A 16,553-nucleotide genomic window follows, 5' to 3' on the forward strand; every position below is an offset into this window, starting at 1 on the left:
AAAAATTCGTGGGGTGATGACTCGGCCCGGGGTTACTCGGTCTCTTCGGCCTCTTCGGTCTCTTCTTCCTCGACCTCGGCCCCTTCGGACCCGGCAGCCGAGGCTTCCTCGAGCGCAGCCCCTTCTTCGCGCAGCACGGTCTGGAACTTGATGACCTTGTCGTCGATACGCATCCGGCGCTCAAACTCGGCAATAACCTCGGAGGTTGCCTCGTAGACCACCAGGACGAAGGATCCGCGACCCTGCTTCTTGACCGGGTAGGCCAGCTTGCGGGCTCCCCATTCGTCGATCTTGAGGATGTTGGCCTGCTGCTCGGTCAGGACCCCCTTGAATTTTTCGACGACACCGGCATACTCGTCGCCGACCACCTCGGGGTGGACGATGAAAATTGTTTCGTAGGTTCGCATTTACGACCTCCTCATGAGTTTGTAGCCCCGGTCCAACCCGGAGCAAGGAGCGGGCGATAACCACCCGGGGTGAAAGAAACTACAGTTTTTACCATAGAACCGCCTGCCTGGCAAAACATTTCTGCCGCAGGCGAATCACACGTTGAAGCGGAAGTGCATGACATCGCCATCGTGCACCACGTATTCCTTGCCTTCCAGCCGCATCAGCCCTTTTTCCTTTGCCCCCGCCTCACCGCCGGAGCGCAGGAAATCGTTGTAGGCGATAACTTCGGCCCGGATAAAACCCTTTTCGAAGTCGGTATGGATCACCCCGGCCGCCTGCGGGGCGCGGGCCCCTGCGGGTATGGTCCAGGCCCGCACCTCTTTAACCCCGGCGGTGAAATAGGTAATCAAACCAAGCAGGTTGTAGCCGGCGTGGATCATCCGATCCAGCCCCGACTCGGCAAGCCCGAGTTCGCTGAGAAACTCTCCCTTCTCCTCGGCAGGCAGCTCGGCGATCTCGGCTTCGATCTTCCCGCAGATGATCACCAGTTCCGCCCCCTCCCGCTGCGCCAGCTCGCTCAGCTGCCCGACGAAGGGATGACGGCCCTCCAGATCGTCTTCGGCGACATTGGCCACGTACAACACGGGCCTGGCGGTGATCAGCTGCAGTTCGCGCAGCACCCGGCGCTCCTCGTCGGAGGCCTCCAGGGCCCGGGCCGGACGCCCCTCGTTGAGGCAGGCACGGACCTTCACCAGAACCTCGAGCTCGGCCTGCAGCTTCTTGTCCCCGCTCTTGGCCTGTTTTTCGGTCCGCAGGATGCGCTTCTCCACGGTCTCGAGATCGGACAGGTTCAATTCAGTCTGGATGATTTCGACATCGCGCAGCGGGTCCACCGAGCCGTCCACATGGACCACGTTCTCGTCCTCGAAACAGCGGACGATGTGGGCAATGGCGTCTACCTGCCGGATATGGCCGAGAAACTGGTTGCCTAGCCCCTCCCCCTTGCTCGCCCCCTTGACCAGCCCGGCGATATCGACGAACTCCATGGAAGTGGGGAGCACCTTCTGCGGCTTGACGATGGCAGCCAGGGCATCCAAACGCTTGTCGGGCACCGCCACCACCCCGACGTTGGGCTCGATGGTGCAGAAAGGATAGTTGGCCGACTCGGCGCCGGCGGAGGTAATGGCGTTGAAGATGGTCGACTTGCCGACGTTGGGCAGGCCGACGATACCGCACTTGAATCCCATAGCTTTTAATATCTCATGCAAAAGACGATAGCCGGGGCTCAAGCCCCGGCTATCGATTCGTGGTTTGCGCTGCGGGGGAGGATCAGACCAGCAGCGGTGCGATAACCAGCGAGACCACGCTCATCAGCTTGATGAGGATGTTCATCGCCGGACCGGAGGTATCCTTGAACGGGTCGCCGACAGTGTCGCCGACGACGGCGGCCTTGTGGGCTTCGCCCCCTTTTTTCTCGCCGACCAGTTCACCTTTTTCGATGAATTTCTTGGCGTTGTCCCAGGCGCCGCCGCCGTTGGACATCATCAGCGCCAGCAGCACGCCGGTAAGGGTGGCCCCGGCGAGCATCCCGCCGAGTGCTTCCTTGCCGATGATGAAACCGACCAGCACCGGGGCGATGACCGCCACAACGCCGGGCAGGATCATTTCGCGCAGGGCGGCTTTGGCCGAGATGTCGACGCATTTGGCGGGCTCGGGCTTGACGCCGGGCTTACCTTCGAGCAGACCGGGGATCTCGCGGAACTGACGGCGGATCTCCTCGACCATCTTGCCAGCGGCGCGGCCGACGCTGGTCATGGTCAGCGCGCCGATGAAAAAGGGAAGCGCCCCGCCGATCAACAGGCCGATAACCGTGGAAGGGTTGATCAGGTTGATGGACTCGAGCTTCACCGTGGTGGCGTAGGCGGAGAACAGGGCCAAAGCGGTCAGGGCCGCGGAGCCGATGGCGAAACCCTTGCCGATGGCTGCGGTGGTGTTGCCGATGGCGTCGAGGCCGTCGGTGATCTTGCGCACGTCGGGACCCAGGCCGGCCATTTCGGAGATCCCGCCGGCGTTGTCGGCGATGGGGCCGTAGGCGTCAACGGTCATGGTGACCCCGACGGTGGCCAGCATGCCGACGGCGGCGATGCCGATCCCGTAGAGCCCGGCGCAGGCGTTGGCGATGGCGATGGCCACGCAGATGATCAGGATCGGCCCGGCGCAGCTTTCGAGGCCAACGGCCAGACCGTGAATGATGTTGGTCGCCGGCCCGGTCTTGCTGGCTTCTGCGATACGGGCCACCGGCTTGGAGGCTGTGTAGTACTCGGTCACCTGGCCGATGGCCACCCCGGCGAGGGTGCCGACCAGGATGGCGAGGAAGACGCCGACCTTCAGGGCCGAGAAGAGGATGGTGACCAAGGCAACGGCGAGAAACAAGCCGGCGGCGATAAAGGTGGTGTAGTGCAGGGCCTTGGCGGGGTCCTTGCCGCTGAGCTTTTTCATCGAGCCGATGCCGACCACCGAGAAGATCAGCCCGACCATGGCCAGCCCCAGGGGCAGGAACATGGCCGACTGCTTTACCGCATCAGAGGCTTCGCCACCGATCTTGGTGAGCAACTCGGGGCTGGCGGCCGCGGCGATGGCGATGGTGGCGATGATCGAGCCGACGTAGGACTCGAAGATGTCCGCACCCATGCCGGCGGTGTCGCCGACGCAGTCGCCGACGTTGTCGGCGATAACGCCGGGATTGCGAGGGTCGTCCTCGGGAATCCCCGCCTCGACCTTGCCGACCAGGTCGGCGCCGACGTCAGCCGCCTTGGTGTAGATGCCGCCGCCGACGCGGGCGAACAGGGCGATAGATGAGGCACCCATGGCGAAACCGGTGATCGCTTGAGCCGAATCGGGGTCGCCGTAAAGGATGTAAAAAATCCCCACTCCGACCAGGCCGAGGGAGGCGACGGAAAGGCCCATGACCGCACCGCCGTTGAAGGAGACCTCAAGCGCCCGGGCCTGACCGTGGGCACGAGCCGCCTCGGTGGTCCGAACGTTGGCGCGGGTGGCGGCCTTCATGCCGATGAAGCCGCAGGTCATGGAGCAGGCCGCCCCGCCCAGGAAGGCAACGGCGGTCTCGGCATTCATGCCGATCAGGATGAGCACGAAAACAACGCCCACGAATATCGCAAGGACCTTGTATTCCCGATTGAGAAAGGCCATGGCGCCGGAGTGGATGGCTTCGGCGATTTCACTCATGGTCTGGTTACCCTCGGGCTCGGCTTTCACCATCTTGTAGAGCACGATGGCGACCACAAAGCCCACGACCCCCAGGATCGGAACGATCATTTCCATGCTTTTTCCCTCTCTTTCCCTCTCTGGTTTATTGTGTCATGTCGCGATTATTGAACTCGTTCATGGCCTCCAGCGCGCCCTTGCCGAGCACGGCCTGCATGACCCTGACCAAGTTGACCAACAAACTGTCGAGCGCCTTTTTCTCCGCGGCGGCGAAGGGATTGAGGACATACCCCGCCACGTCCCCCCCGGCCGGCGGACGCCCCACGCCGACCTTGAGCCGCACGAAGTCCCCGCTGCCGAGCACTTCGTGGATGCTGCGGATGCCATTGTGGCCGCCGTGACCTCCACCGACCCTGATCTTGACCACCCCGAAGGACAGGTCAATATCGTCGTGGACTACCAGGAGATCCCCCGGCGTCACGCTCAGGGCGCGAGAGGCCGAGGCGACACTCACCCCGCTGCGGTTCATGAAGGTCTGGGGCAGCAGCAGCGTCGCCTGCTGACCATCGATGCTCCCGACCCCGTAGAGCCCCTGGTGCCCCTGCTTTTTCAGGGCGATCCGCGTTGCTTCGGCGAGGCGCTGGACCGCCATGAAACCGATGTTATGCCGAGTATCGGCATACTTGGGGCCGGGGTTGCCCAACCCGACAACGAGCTTCACCTGGTCGTCCCCAGGCCTTAGGAGGCTTCGCCTTCGCCCTCGGCGGCCTCTTCGGCGCCTTCCTCCTCTTCAGGCTTGTGCCCGGTGCAGGTGACCACGGTGAAATTGACCTCGTGGGGGATGACTGCACCGGCGGGGGGGACGATTTCGTTGACGTGGATGACGTCGCCGATCTCCAGAGCCGTGACATCGACCTCGATGGCCTTGGGAATGGCGGTCGGCAGACAGACGACCTCCAGTTCGTGGCGAATCACCTCGAGGCGACCGCCGATCTTCTCACCGGCAGACTTGCCCACGGGGTGCACCGGCACCATCACGTGGACGTTCTGCTGCAGATCGATGGCCTGGAAATCCGCATGCATTACATCCTGACGGATGGGGTCGACCTGCATGTCCTTGAGGATCACGGCCTTGCCGTCAAAGGCGCCGTCGCCCTTCAGGGTAATGATGGTGTTCCAGCCCGCCTCGGTGGCAATAGCCTTTTTCAGAGCCTTGGGCTCGACGGTGACCGCTACCGGCTCCATCCCCGCACCGTAAACTACGGCCGGAGCCAACCCCTGGCGGCGCAGGCTGCGGGAGATCCCCTTGCCGACGCTTTCGCGCTTGGTGACGTTCAGTTCAGAAGCTGCCATTTATTGTTCCTCCATTGCAGATTTGGTTTGGGTCAAACATATCCGACGGAGCGAGTGGTCCGTCAGACGAAAAGCGAACTCACCGACTCATCGCCGTGAATTCTGCGGATCGCCTCGGCGAGCAGTTCGGCCACGGACAGCACCCGCAGCTTGGGGCAGAGGGCGGCCTTGTCACCCACGGGAATGGTGTTGGTGATCACCACCTCCTCCAGACAGCTCTGGGTGATGCGCTCGAGTGCCGGGCCCGAGAGCACCGCATGAGTGGCGCAGGCGAACACCCGCTTGGCGCCCTTCTCCTTGAGCGCGCCGGCCGCCTGACAGAGGGTCCCGGCCGTATCGATCATGTCGTCGACGATGATGCAGGTCTCCCCCGCGACATCCCCGATGATGTGCATGACCTCGGAGACGTTGGGGCCGCTGCGGCGTTTGTCGATAATCGCCAGGCCGGCATCGAGCCGCTTGGCGAAAGCCCTGGCCCGCTCGGTCCCCCCCGCGTCGGGGGAGACGACAACCAGCCGGTCCTTGAAACGCTCGGTGATATCAGCGAGCATGACCGGCGCGGCGTACAGGTGGTCGACCGGAATGTCGAAGAAGCCCTGGATCTGCCCGGCATGCAGGTCCATGGTCACCACCCGATCCATGCCCGCAACGGAGATCAGGTCGGCCACCAACTTGCTGGTGATCGGGGTGCGCGGGGCGACCTTGCGGTCCTGCCGGGCGTAGCCGAAGTAGGGGATCACCGCCGTAACGCTGGCTGCGGATGCCCGCTTGAGGGCATCGGTCATCACCAGCAGTTCCATGAGATTGTTGTTGGAAGGCGCGCAGGTGGACTGAATGATATAGACATCCCGACCGCGTACGTTCTCACCGATCTCCACCATGATTTCGCCGTCGCTGAAAGTCTTGACCTTGGCGCTGCCCAGGGGGACGGCCAGGTGCCCGCAGATTTCCCGCGCCAGAGCGGTGTTCGAGGTGCCGGCGAAAATTTTGAACTTGTCCACCATTCGACCTTTCATACAGCCAGTAAAAACTGTAGGTCATGGATGCCCATGACCTAATCGAAAACACGCAATCTGTCGGTTGTCAACCGACCACCGGAAAGTATACACAAGAGGGCGATCGGGACAGAAGCAGATAAGTGGCTGGGGCGCCAGGATTCGAACCTGGGAATGCCGGAATCAAAATCCGGTGCCTTACCGCTTGGCGACGCCCCATCATCCAGAATTGGCCCAGCAGGACAGCAACTGGTCGCCGCTCAGTCTTCCAGCGGGTGCGCCAGAAAGACCCGCCAACCGGCCATCTGCCGCAACTGGCTCAGGGCCGATTCGGCGGCATCCCGGCTGTCGAAAACGCCGAATACGGTCGGCCCGCTGCCCGACATGAGCGCCCCGCGAGCCCCCAGGTCGAGAACCCTGGCCTTGACTTCTTCGACAATGGGAAAACCGGCGATGGTTACCCGCTCCAGATCGTTGGCGAGAAAACCCGCCAACTCCCCCACCGTCCTGGGAAACTTGGGAAGTTTAGCCACAACCCCCTGCGATGTCAACCTTAAATTTTGGTAGACCCAGGCCGTAGATACGGCCACTCCGGGGTTGATCAGCACGTACCAGGCCGGCGGCAATCCGTCCACCGACTGCAGGCACTCACCGATCCCCGTGGCCCACGCCGTACGGCCATTCACAAAGAAAGGCACATCCGCCCCGAGCTTCGCCCCCTCGGCCACCAGGGTCACGGGATCCAGTCCCGCACCGAGCATCTCGTTGAGCCCGACCAGCACCGTGGCGGCATCGGAAGAACCGCCGCCGAGCCCGGCGGCCACCGGGATTTGCTTGTCGATGTGGATCTCCACCCCGGTAGATACTCCACTTAGCTCGAGTATGCGCCTGGCCGCCCGCGCGGCGATATTCTCCTCCCCCGGAGCCAAAGCGAGCCCGGAGCAGTTCACCCGGACCCCGCCTTCGGCCACAAGGGCGATCCGCACCCGGTCATAGAGCGAGATGCGCTGCATGAGCATGGCGACATCGTGATAGCCATCGGGGCGCTTGCCCAGAACATGAAGGCAGAGGTTGATCTTGGCAGGGGCCAGAAATTCCTTGACCATTGCAGCTTTCCTTTTACTTTTTCCCGGGCCGGGCACCTGGGCTTGCGTCCTCGTCAACGACCAGGGGCCGCGGCAGTTAACCGCGGCCCCTGGCATCTTTCCGGGAATTGCCTTGACTACTTGGTCTTGACCGGCGGGTCGTGCGGGTCAAGGTGACAGGTCAGACACTGGGGGAACTTCGCATGCAGCGAAGCGCTGTGGGGCTGACCATGGCAATCGTTGCACTTGGGGATCAGCCCGTGCTGGGTGTGACAGGTCACGCAGGAGACCCCGCCGTGCTTGCTCTTGCTGGTCGACCAAGTGGTGTAGACCTTGTCATGGCAACCGCTGCAGGTCTTCAGCTCGATCTCGCCCTGGAAGCTGATCTGCAGGGGCTTGTGAACCGGGTGGCAGGTCGTGCAGGTCTCCAGGGGCTGCGCCTGGTAGTGCGGCTCATGACAGTTGAAGCACGAGGGAATGTAGCCGTGAGACTCGTGGCAGGCCTGGCACCCCTGCTGGGTATGTTTGCTGGGGAACTGGGCCAACTGCCCGGCCGGCGAGGCGTGACAGTTGCCGCAGTTGCTGGTGAGCTGAGCAACCATGGGCACCTTCCGCGGGGTGTGCGGATTCTGGTGACAGGAGAGGCAATCGGTGAACTGCTGACCGTGAGGCAGGGTGTGGCAGTCCGAACACTTGGGCATCAGCTCCGCGTAGTTGTTGCGCAGCGGGTTGTAGGCATGAAAAACCTGGTGACAGTTCTGGCAGTCGAACTTGTGCTTCCCCCCGTCATTTTTCAGGGCCTTGAAATGGGTCGTGTGGCACTGGGCGCACTGCGCGGGGGTCAAGGGCACCGGATCGGTGGCGTAGATATCCACCACCTGCGCCGGCACTGCGGCGGGCGCGGGTGCAGGTGCGGGCGCCAGCGCCGGCGCCGCGGGTGCGGGTTTGATCTCGGCGGCAGGCTGAGCCTCGCCTGCGGGCATGACGCAGGCCGCCAGCAACAAGGTCAACAGCAGGGCCGCAACCGCTGCGCCAATCCGGTACTTCCTCTTATTCAGTTTGAGCATGTCCTTCCCTCTCTCCACAAATCGAGAAACATGAAGACCGAGCCCCCTCCCTGCCCGGCAAAGACGGCGGCCCCCCGCTTCGACCTGCGCGGGGGGCCGCCTCGTTGACCAGAATTACTTGTTCAGGTCGTGAGCGATATTGTGGCAGTCGCCGCATTTCGGGAATTTCTTGTGAATCCCCTCGGCATGGGGCAACCCATGGCAATCGCTGCACTGGGGCACGGTCTTGTGCTTGTCCTGGTGGCAGGTGACGCAGGTCACGTCCCGATGCTTGTACTTGCTGGCCGCCAGCAGCTGGAAGGCGGTGGTATGGCAGGCACCGCAGCTGGCGTTGGGGGTGTCGGCACCATAGGTGACGACCAGCGGCTGGTGGGCCTGATGGCACTTGCCGCAGTCGCCCTGGGTCATCTGCTCCGAGTGAGGCTTGTGGCACTGCACGCACTCGGGAATCACCCCGTGGCGCTCGGCGTGGCAGAAGTTGCAGGCAAAGGTGGTGTGCTTGCTGGGATTGGCCTCAAGCTGGGCGTTCTGGGTGTCGTGGCAGGTCAGACAGGGGGCCTTGAGGTCGCCCTTGAGCACGATCTGCAGAGGCGAGTGGGGATTGTGGCAGCCGGTGCACCCCTGCAGCTTGAAATGCTCCTGGCCGTCATGGCACATGCTGCACTGGGGGATATTGTTGGGACTCGAGGGGCGATGACCGGTATGGCAGTCCTGGCAGCCGATCTGGGTTTTGTGGGCCGCACCGTTGGCCTCGATCTCCTTGGGCTGCTGGGCATGGCACTTGACACAGTCGGTGTTGGCCAGCACGGCAGCCCCCTGGGCCCGAGCCTCACTCCCCGCCGAGGCCAGAACCCCGAGCCCGAGCAGGGCAAGGCAACAGACAATACGCAGTCCGATTCCTTTTACATTTTGCATGAAATTCCTCCCTTTCAACAACTCTCTAAGTAACATTGAAGCCCCCCGCAGATGGGGACGGTCCAAACATTGAAATGCAGCACCGAGTAACCAAGCTGGTCATGTATGCAGCATACATGAGATCAGCCTAACCGGAGACCCGCTGGATACTAGCAGAAAAGCCGCCTACTGTCCACCTCGAAAATCACCTTCCGGGCGCCCTGCCGCGGCAGGAAAGGGTCGCCGCTCAGCCTCCCGGAGGGGCGAGAATCCGGGCAACCTCCTCCAGGCTCTTGCCGACAATCAGGAGACGTTTGTGGCGGGATCGTTCGCCGGCCTCCAGCCGGACATCGCCCTTGGCGACGCCGAGCAGCTTGGCAAAGAATTCGCAGCACAGCCGGTTGGCGGCGCCCTCGACCGGCGGGGAGGTCAAACGGACCTTCAATTCCCCCTCCAGCTCCCCGACGACCTGGTTGCGGCTGGCCCGGGGCTGTACATACAGGCAGATGCGCACCCCCTCCCCGACCTGCTGGAGACAGGCCATCATCAGCCCTTTTCGCCCCCCCTGCCTCCTTCGGCGTCGGCGTCCTCGAAGGGGAGCGACTCCTCGAGCAGGGTCGGTTCGGCATCCCTCTCGGGCAGCCGGACCACCTTCATGTCGAGCATCCGCACATGGCTCTCGAGCAGCGCCCTCAGGCTGGCCTCGAAGGACACCTTCTGGCGCTTGACCTCCTGGACCTCGCCGATCAGCTGAATCCGGCGATCCTCCGCGTCGCGCACAATCCGCTCGGCACGCAGGCGCGCCTGGGCCAGGATGGTTTCGGCCTCCTTGCGGGCATTGTTTTTCAGATCGTCGGTCATCCGCTGGGTGGTCAGCAGGGTCTCCTTGAGGGTCGCCTCGCGCTGGCGCATCTCCTCCAGGGCGGAGCGGGTGCGCGCCAGCTCTTCCTTGAGCTCCTGGCTCTGTTTGTGAAGCAGGGCGAGTTCATCGGCGAGCAGCTCGAGGTAATGGTCGACGCCGGCCTTTTCATAGCCCAGCGGGCGGGTTCTGAATTGATGCTGCTGGATATCGATGGGGGTGATGCGCATGTCCGCTCCCCTGTCACAAGCTCATGGCCAGGCGCTGCAGGACCAGCCAGACCACCCGCTGGACGAAATACAGCCCGACCAGCAGCAGGATGGGGGAGAAATCGAATCCGCCGAACTGCAGCGGCAGTACGCGCCGGATGCGGTAGAGTACCGGGTCGGTGGCGTTGTGGAGGAACCGCACGATGGGGTTGTACGGGTCCGGGTTCACCCAGGAGATGATCGCCCGGGCGACGACGATGTATATGTAGACGGTGATGATCAGGCTGATGACCTGGGCGAAGATCATGACCATTTCGCCGAGAAAACTCAAGGAGTACATGGACCACCCTTTCCAGGTTTCTAAATTGTCGTTCTCGCTATGGATTCAAATTTAAGCATCACTATATACTCCATTCATGGAAAGGGTGTCAAACGGTTTCCCCTGGGCAAACGCGGGGTTTGGATCGCCAAAAAAGCAACGTCCTCCCTGCTGCGGGCCAGCGCCCTTTTGACTTCTTCATAAATTGCCGCTAAATTGATGTCCCTGGCCTTCTCCCCGGGAGGGGGCGGACATTTCGCAGCGAAGCAGGAGAGTTTCCATGAAGCGGACCAACAACTTGCGTATCCGGGGCCTGACCCCGATCATCGCCCCCAGCGATCTCAAGCAGGTATTCCCCCTCTCGGAGCAGGGCGCGGAGTTTGTCACCGGGGCCCGGCAACAGGTGGCCGACATTCTCAACGGCCGGGACCGCCGGCTGATGGTGGTGGTGGGCCCTTGCTCCATTCACGACCCTCGGGCAGCCCTCGACTACGCCAGGCGCCTGGCGACCCTGGGCCGGGAACTGCAGGAGCAGCTGCTGCTGGTGATGCGGGTCTACTTCGAAAAACCGCGCACCACCATCGGTTGGAAGGGGCTGATCAACGACCCGGATCTCAACGGGACCCACCAGATTTCCAAGGGGCTCGGCGTGGCCCGGGGCCTGCTCTGCGCCATTACCGAGCTGGGCCTGCCGGTGGCCAGTGAAATGCTTGACCCCATCACTCCCCAGTATCTCTCCGACATGATCAGCTGGGGGGCGATCGGCGCCCGCACCACCGAATCCCAGACCCATCGGGAGATGGCCAGCGGCCTCTCCTTCCCGGTCGGGTTCAAGAATGGTACCGACGGCAACCTGCAGATCGCCATCGATGCCATGGGCGCCGCCCGTCACCCGCACAGCTTTCTCGGCATCAACAACGAGGGGCGCAACGCCATCGTCCAGACCGTCGGCAACCCCGACGTGCATATCGTGCTGCGCGGCGGCAACGACAAGCCCAACTACGCGGCGGCCGATATCACCGAAACCGAGCAGATGCTGGCCAAGGCGGGGATCCGCACCTCGATCATGGTCGATTGCAGCCATGCCAACTCCTGCAAGAACCACGAGCTTCAGGAACAGGTGCTGGTCGATGTCGTCGAGCAGATCGGCGCGGGCAACCGCTCCATCGGCGCGCTGATGGTCGAGAGCAACCTGGAGGCGGGCAACCAGCCCATCTCCACCAACCCCGCCGAACTGCGCTACGGGGTTTCGATCACCGACAAGTGCGTCGACTGGGCCACCACCGAACGGATGCTGCGCCACGCCGCTGCCCGGCTCGAACAGTGCGGCGGCCGAAAGATCGCCTGACCAACCCCAGGACCGGCCACGATGACGGATAAACCTCTGGCAAACCCCGGCGCCACGTCGGGCAGCTGCTGTTCCCCTTCCCGGGAGCCCGGGGCAGGCAGCGCCCAAGCCGGCCGGCCCGGCGAGCGTCCCGGCTATCGCGTCTGGCCCTTTGTCTCAGGCTGGCTGGCGACCCCCGTGGGCCGGGTCCCCCAGGTCAAAACCAACCTGGATGCAGGCGATCGGTTCGGGCGCTGGCAGATGCGTTGGGGGTTGGGGCGCCAGCGTTACCGCGTCGCGCCGGGGCTCTACGCCGTGGGGAACCCCGGCCCGGGCTCCCCGGTGCTGGTGTCGGCCAACTACAAGCTCAGCTTCGACGTGTTGCGCAGCAATCTCCCGGGCCTGGACGCCTGGCTGCTGGTCATCGAAACCCACGGGATCAACGTCTGGTGCGCCGCGGGCAAGGGGACCTTCGGCACCGCCGAGATCGTCCATCGGGTCGCCGCCGTCCGGCTTCCCGAGCTTATCGAGCACCGCACCCTGGTGGTTCCGCAACTGGGCGCCCCCGGGGTCGCCGCCCACCAGGTCGCCCGAGGCTGCGGTTTCCGCGTGGTTTACGGCCCGGTGCGGGCCGCGGACCTGCCCGCCTTTCTCGCCGCGGGGATGCAGGCCACGGCGCAGATGCGCCGGGTCAGCTTTTCAACCCTCGAGCGCCTGGTGCTGACCCCCGTGGAACTGACCGGGATCCTCAGGACCGCCCTTTGGGCCGCTCTGGCGCTGCTGTTCCTGGGCGCCATCGGCAGCGGGGGATTCTCCCTCGCGGGCGCCCTGCAGCGCGGCGGCGCCGCCATCCTCGCCGGTCTCGGCGGGGTGTTCACCGGGGCCGTGCTGGTGCCGCTGCTGCTGCCGTGGATGCCCTGCCGAGCCTTCGCCGCCAAGGGGGCGCTGGCCGGTATGGCGCTCGCGTTTGGCGCCCTGGCAGTGTTCGGCCCCCGGCTCGGCTGGCTCAACAGCACCGCCCTGCTGCTGGCCCTACCGGCGGTAGCCTCCTGGTGCGGGATGAACTTTACCGGCTCCAGCACCTTCACCTCCCCATCGGGAGTGGAGAAGGAGATGCGCCGGGCCATCCCCCTGCAGGGCGCAGCTCTGCTGCTGGCCGGGGTGCTCTGGGTTGTCGCGGGGTTTTGATTAAATCGATACGAATTCCGGCAAGGCCGTCGGCCGGGGCGAATCTGACGGATCGGTGGGATCAGGCGCGGCCGGCGGGCAGGACGCGCGAAAGACACAGTCGGGGGAGTCGAAGCCGCCGGCTTTACAGATGAGGGCCTCTAAATGAAGGAACTGCGTTACCTGCAGGGGGTCAGCACCCTGACACTGGACGTACCGACCTGCATCGGCTGCGGGATGTGCAGCCTCGTCTGCCCCCACGCGGTGTTCCTGGTCGAACAGAAAAAAGCTCTCATCACCGATCGCGACCGCTGCATGGAATGCGGCGCCTGTGCCCGCAACTGCCCGGTGAGCGCCATCAGCGTAAAGGCCGGGGTCGGCTGTGCCAGCGCCATCATCAAGGGCTGGCTCACCGGCAGCGAACCGAACTGCGACTGCGGCGGCTGACCCCGGTCACAGCCCGAGCCGGGCGGCGACCTTGTCGGCGATGCTCTGGCCGATGCTCAGCGAGGCTGTGGCCGCCGGCGAGGGGGCGTTGAGCACATGGAGCATCCCCTCGGCCTCCAACAGGCAGAAGTCATCCACCAGTCCGCCCTTCTCATCCACCGCCTGGGCACGCACCCCGGCGCCGCCGGGGAGCAGATCCGTGCCGCGCAGGTCCGGCACCAGGCGCTGCAGATCGCCGGCGAACACCGACTTGCGCCAGGAGCGGTGATACTCGCCCAAGCCCACCTTCCAGAACTTTTGGGCCATTTTCCAGAACCCCGGCCAGGTCAGGGTCTCGGCCAGGTCCCGCAGCGATATGCTCAGCCGGGTGTACCCCTCTCGCTTCAGCGCCAGCACCGCGTTGGGACCGGCTTCCAGTTGGCCGTCGATCATCCGCGTCAGGTGCACCCCGAGAAAGGGGAAGGCCGGATCGGGAACCGGGTAGATGAGGTTGCGCACCAGTTGGCGGCACTCCGGCCGCAGGGTGTAATATTCGCCGCGAAAGGGGATGATCCGCACCGGCGGGCGCACCCCGCTCCAGCGCGCCACCCGGTCGCTGTGCAGCCCTGCGCAGTTGATGAGGTAGCGGGCCCGCACCGTCCCCTGGGGGGTGTCGATGCGCAGCCCGGCCGCTTCGCGCGCCACCGCACGCGCCTTGGCGCCAAGCCGGATATCGCCGCCGAGCCTGCGGACCTCGCTGCCGAACGCCCTGGCCACCTGGGCAAAATCGACGATGCCGGTTTCGGCAACCCACAGCCCCGCAATCCCCGCCGCATGCGGCTCGTACTGGCGCAGTCCGGAAGCGTCGAGCCGCACCAGCCCGTTCAGGCCGTTCAGCCGCCCGCGCCGTTCCAATTCGTCGAGAGCCGGCAGTTCGTCCTCGCGGGTAGCGATCACCAGCTTGCCGCAGCGCTCGAAGGCAAGGCCGTTCTCCTCGCAGAAGCTGTAGATCCGCTCCCGGCCGCTCACGCAGTTGCTGGCCTTCAGCGATCCCGGCCGGTAATAGAGGCCCGAGTGGATCACTCCGCTGTTATGGCCGGTTTGGTGGGCCGCCAACCGGCCCTCCTTTTCGAGCAGCACCAAACGCAGCCCGGGATCGCGCTGCAGAAGGGCCAAGGCGCTGGCCAGGCCGACTATGCCGCCGCCGATCACACAGACATCGTGAACCTTTTCCGTCATCGCGCAGCCGTCCGGAGTCAGGATTCTCGAACCATGGCCTCGACCTCCAGGCGCACATCGTCGATGTTGACCCGGACCACCTTGCCTTTCTCCCGCTCGCAGCGCACCAACCCCTCCTCCACCCACTCGAGTACCCGGGGCTTGCCGATGCCGAACTTTTCTGCGGCATCCTCAGGGGAATACCAGGTTTTCACCAGTGCCATAGCCCACCTCACGAAAGTTGGAGTGATTTGTGCATTTTAGTATACCGCCAAAAAAGAACTTTTCCGGCACAGGACGAAAGGTTGTTTTAGCTTTACAGGAATCCCCGATTAAAATAGATTAGGTGAAATTCTATTTTTGGAATGTCTTATGGACCCATCTATCCTGATTATTGACGACTCCCACGCTGTACGGCAGCAGATCCTGGATATTTTGCGGAAAACCAGCCTTTTCAACTCATTCCACGAGGCTGGAAGCGTCATCGACGGGTTCAAGATCGCCCTCAATAACCCGGTGGACGTCATTCTCTGCGACCTCGAGATGCCGGGGATGGATGGGTTCAAGTTCCTGAACATGGTCAATACCCGGGGTGAACTTCGCGATATCCCGGTAATCATGGTCACCGGCCGCGAAGACCAGGAAACCAAGATCAAGGGACTGGAGCAGGGGGCGAGCGACTACGTGACCAAGCCCTTCGACCCGGCGGAACTGGTGGCACGGATCAAGGTTCAACTAAAGATCAAGACACTCCAGGACAGCCTCAAGGAAAGCAACCAGGCGCTGCTCGAACTCTCCAACACCGATCCTTTGACCCGCCTGTCCAACCGCCGCTGCCTGATGGAGGCCCTGGAACGCGAGTACAAGCGTAGCGAACGCTCCAAGTCCCCACTGTCGCTGATCATGCTCGACATCGACCACTTCAAGAAGGTCAATGACAGCTATGGACACCAGGAAGGGGACGTGGTGCTGGTGGCACTGGCCGACATGCTGCGCCACCACCTGCGCGAATACGACATGGCGGCCCGCTTCGGCGGCGAGGAGTTCGCCCTGGTGCTTCCCGATACGGACATGCCCAGGGCGGTCCAGGTGGCCGAACGGTTGCGCGAATCGGCAGGCGAGATGACATTTTCCGGCATCCTGAGAAACCTCAAGCTGACCATCAGCCTCGGTGTCGCCTGCTATCCCCGGGGCAACCGGATCAAGTCGGTGGACGACCTGATCCGCCTGGCCGACTACGCCCTCTACAACGCCAAGGGGGCAGGACGCGACCGCGTCGAGGTCATGGAAGGCTGACAAAAAAAGGCCGTGCCAACCGCACGACCTCCTGATTCTCCGGGCACAACCCCACCCTACTCCCGCTCGATGCGGATATCGTCATAATAGGCCACCACGGCCTCTCCGGTATTGTCCGTGTCGCTCATCACGGCTATCGCCCCGACCGCGGGGGGCTCCTCGCCGAAAATCCGCCGGTAATCCTCCAGCACGTTGCGGCGCTCCTGGACCCACTGACCGACCATCTGCTCGCCACTCTGGCAGGCCAGCATGACCGCGTTGGCAAAGTAGCTGTTGGGGACGAATTCTCCCGGCGCGAGGTTGGTCGACCAGATGTAGTTGATGCTGCGGGTCTTCGGCGGATACCAGTGGGGAAACACCACGTAGACCCGCGCCGGGTAATCGTCCCCCGACTTGCTGGAGACATCGCTGGCGGCAATGATATTCTCCACCTTCCAGCGCCAGCTCAGCACCGGGAAATCCTCCAACCGGTATTCGGTGCGGAACACCAGCCCGGAAGCGCCCCCCCGGCTCTCGGCGCGCAGGCTGCTGCCCTGGTCGTCGAGGACGACCTGGTAGCGGGTACGCCCCTTGAACTCCTTCTCTTCCCAGCGCGGACTCAGCCCTCCCTGGAAATCGTCGATCACCCGAAAACCGCCGCCCCCCTGGGCGGCAAGGGCCGGGAGCAACGCCAAGAACAGCAGCAACAGCAAGGTCCTGGCCAACCAGGTGTTCGCCATAAGC

19 protein-coding genes and 1 tRNA gene are annotated in these 16,553 nt (G+C 63.6%); 4 read left to right on the top strand and 16 right to left on the bottom strand.

Going from position 1 to position 16,553, the window contains the following annotated elements; translation table 11 throughout:
* Positions 1-32: 32 nt before the first annotated feature.
* From rpsF to DESUT3_RS15215, 13 genes are all read right to left on the bottom strand, one after another.
* Positions 33-407 carry a 30S ribosomal protein S6 gene (gene rpsF, locus DESUT3_RS15155; RefSeq protein ID WP_221249312.1) on the bottom strand — a complete coding sequence of 125 codons (375 nt, stop codon included), beginning with the start codon at positions 405-407 and terminating at the stop codon, positions 33-35.
* A 135-nt stretch (positions 408-542) separates the two neighbouring features.
* Positions 543-1,637 (bottom strand): redox-regulated ATPase YchF, encoded by a 1,095-nt coding sequence (gene ychF, locus DESUT3_RS15160; RefSeq protein WP_221249313.1) that lies wholly within the window; start codon positions 1,635-1,637, stop codon positions 543-545.
* A gap of 82 nt (positions 1,638-1,719) precedes the next feature.
* A complete protein-coding gene (locus DESUT3_RS15165; protein ID WP_221252568.1) occupies positions 1,720-3,726 on the bottom strand; it encodes a sodium-translocating pyrophosphatase in 2,007 nt (668 codons plus the stop codon).
* Positions 3,727-3,760: 34 nt separating this feature from the next.
* A complete protein-coding gene (pth, locus tag DESUT3_RS15170) occupies positions 3,761-4,336 on the bottom strand; it encodes an aminoacyl-tRNA hydrolase (RefSeq protein WP_221249314.1) in 576 nt (191 codons plus the stop codon).
* Positions 4,337-4,353: 17 nt separating this feature from the next.
* A complete protein-coding gene (locus DESUT3_RS15175) occupies positions 4,354-4,968 on the bottom strand; it encodes a 50S ribosomal protein L25/general stress protein Ctc (protein WP_221249315.1) in 615 nt (204 codons plus the stop codon).
* A 62-nt stretch (positions 4,969-5,030) separates the two neighbouring features.
* A complete protein-coding gene (locus DESUT3_RS15180; protein ID WP_404826986.1) occupies positions 5,031-5,972 on the bottom strand; it encodes a ribose-phosphate pyrophosphokinase in 942 nt (313 codons plus the stop codon).
* Positions 5,973-6,107: 135 nt separating this feature from the next.
* A tRNA-Gln gene (locus DESUT3_RS15185) sits at positions 6,108-6,182 on the bottom strand.
* 41 nt (positions 6,183-6,223) lie between these two features.
* Positions 6,224-7,069 carry a 4-(cytidine 5'-diphospho)-2-C-methyl-D-erythritol kinase gene (ispE, locus tag DESUT3_RS15190; protein WP_221249316.1) on the bottom strand — a complete coding sequence of 282 codons (846 nt, stop codon included), beginning with the start codon at positions 7,067-7,069 and terminating at the stop codon, positions 6,224-6,226.
* 116 nt (positions 7,070-7,185) lie between these two features.
* Positions 7,186-8,115 (bottom strand): cytochrome C, encoded by a 930-nt coding sequence (locus DESUT3_RS15195; protein WP_221249317.1) that lies wholly within the window; start codon positions 8,113-8,115, stop codon positions 7,186-7,188.
* 114 nt (positions 8,116-8,229) lie between these two features.
* Positions 8,230-9,030 (bottom strand): cytochrome c3 family protein, encoded by an 801-nt coding sequence (locus tag DESUT3_RS15200; RefSeq protein ID WP_221249318.1) that lies wholly within the window; start codon positions 9,028-9,030, stop codon positions 8,230-8,232.
* Positions 9,031-9,256: 226 nt separating this feature from the next.
* Positions 9,257-9,556: a DUF167 domain-containing protein gene (locus DESUT3_RS15205; RefSeq protein WP_221249319.1), complete on the bottom strand. Its 300-nt coding sequence runs from the start codon at positions 9,554-9,556 to the stop codon at positions 9,257-9,259.
* Positions 9,556-10,098 (bottom strand): DivIVA domain-containing protein, encoded by a 543-nt coding sequence (locus DESUT3_RS15210; RefSeq protein ID WP_221249320.1) that lies wholly within the window; start codon positions 10,096-10,098, stop codon positions 9,556-9,558. Before DESUT3_RS15210 ends, DESUT3_RS15205 begins: the two co-directional genes overlap by 1 nt.
* Before the next feature lie 13 nt (positions 10,099-10,111).
* The gene (locus tag DESUT3_RS15215; protein ID WP_221252570.1) at positions 10,112-10,390 is read right to left on the bottom strand and encodes a YggT family protein; all 279 of its coding nucleotides are present in this window, start codon (positions 10,388-10,390) and stop codon (positions 10,112-10,114) included.
* Between the two features lie 286 nt (positions 10,391-10,676).
* On the opposite strand from DESUT3_RS15215, the gene DESUT3_RS15220 reads away from it, so the two are divergent.
* The 3 genes from DESUT3_RS15220 to hgcB all read left to right on the top strand — a co-directional run bounded on the left by DESUT3_RS15220 (position 10,677) and on the right by hgcB (position 13,337).
* Positions 10,677-11,744, top strand: a complete 1,068-nt coding sequence (locus DESUT3_RS15220; RefSeq protein WP_221249321.1) for a 3-deoxy-7-phosphoheptulonate synthase — start codon at positions 10,677-10,679, stop codon at positions 11,742-11,744.
* 21 nt (positions 11,745-11,765) lie between these two features.
* Positions 11,766-12,911, top strand: a complete 1,146-nt coding sequence (hgcA, locus tag DESUT3_RS15225; RefSeq protein ID WP_225911529.1) for a mercury methylation corrinoid protein HgcA — start codon at positions 11,766-11,768, stop codon at positions 12,909-12,911.
* A gap of 144 nt (positions 12,912-13,055) precedes the next feature.
* Positions 13,056-13,337 carry a mercury methylation ferredoxin HgcB gene (gene hgcB, locus DESUT3_RS15230; protein WP_221249322.1) on the top strand — a complete coding sequence of 94 codons (282 nt, stop codon included), beginning with the start codon at positions 13,056-13,058 and terminating at the stop codon, positions 13,335-13,337.
* Positions 13,338-13,343: 6 nt separating this feature from the next.
* Here the strand turns inward: hgcB and lhgO are convergent, their stop codons facing one another.
* Positions 13,344-14,555 (bottom strand): L-2-hydroxyglutarate oxidase, encoded by a 1,212-nt coding sequence (gene lhgO / locus DESUT3_RS15235; protein ID WP_221249323.1) that lies wholly within the window; start codon positions 14,553-14,555, stop codon positions 13,344-13,346.
* Between the two features lie 17 nt (positions 14,556-14,572).
* Positions 14,573-14,758 (bottom strand): helix-turn-helix domain-containing protein, encoded by a 186-nt coding sequence (locus DESUT3_RS15240; protein WP_221249324.1) that lies wholly within the window; start codon positions 14,756-14,758, stop codon positions 14,573-14,575.
* Positions 14,759-14,906: 148 nt separating this feature from the next.
* Between DESUT3_RS15240 and DESUT3_RS15245 the strand changes: the two genes are divergently transcribed.
* Entirely contained in the window at positions 14,907-15,830 is a 924-nt protein-coding gene (locus tag DESUT3_RS15245) for a diguanylate cyclase (RefSeq protein ID WP_221249325.1), read from the top strand.
* Positions 15,831-15,886: 56 nt separating this feature from the next.
* On the opposite strand, the gene DESUT3_RS15250 is transcribed toward DESUT3_RS15245, so the two are convergent.
* Entirely contained in the window at positions 15,887-16,549 is a 663-nt protein-coding gene (locus tag DESUT3_RS15250) for a DUF3047 domain-containing protein (RefSeq protein WP_221249326.1), read from the bottom strand.
* Positions 16,550-16,553 lie beyond the last annotated feature (4 nt).

Origin of the sequence: Desulfuromonas versatilis, from assembly GCF_019704135.1 — a bacterium.
GTDB classification, from domain to species: Bacteria; Desulfobacterota; Desulfuromonadia; order Desulfuromonadales; family NIT-T3; genus Desulfuromonas_A; species Desulfuromonas_A versatilis.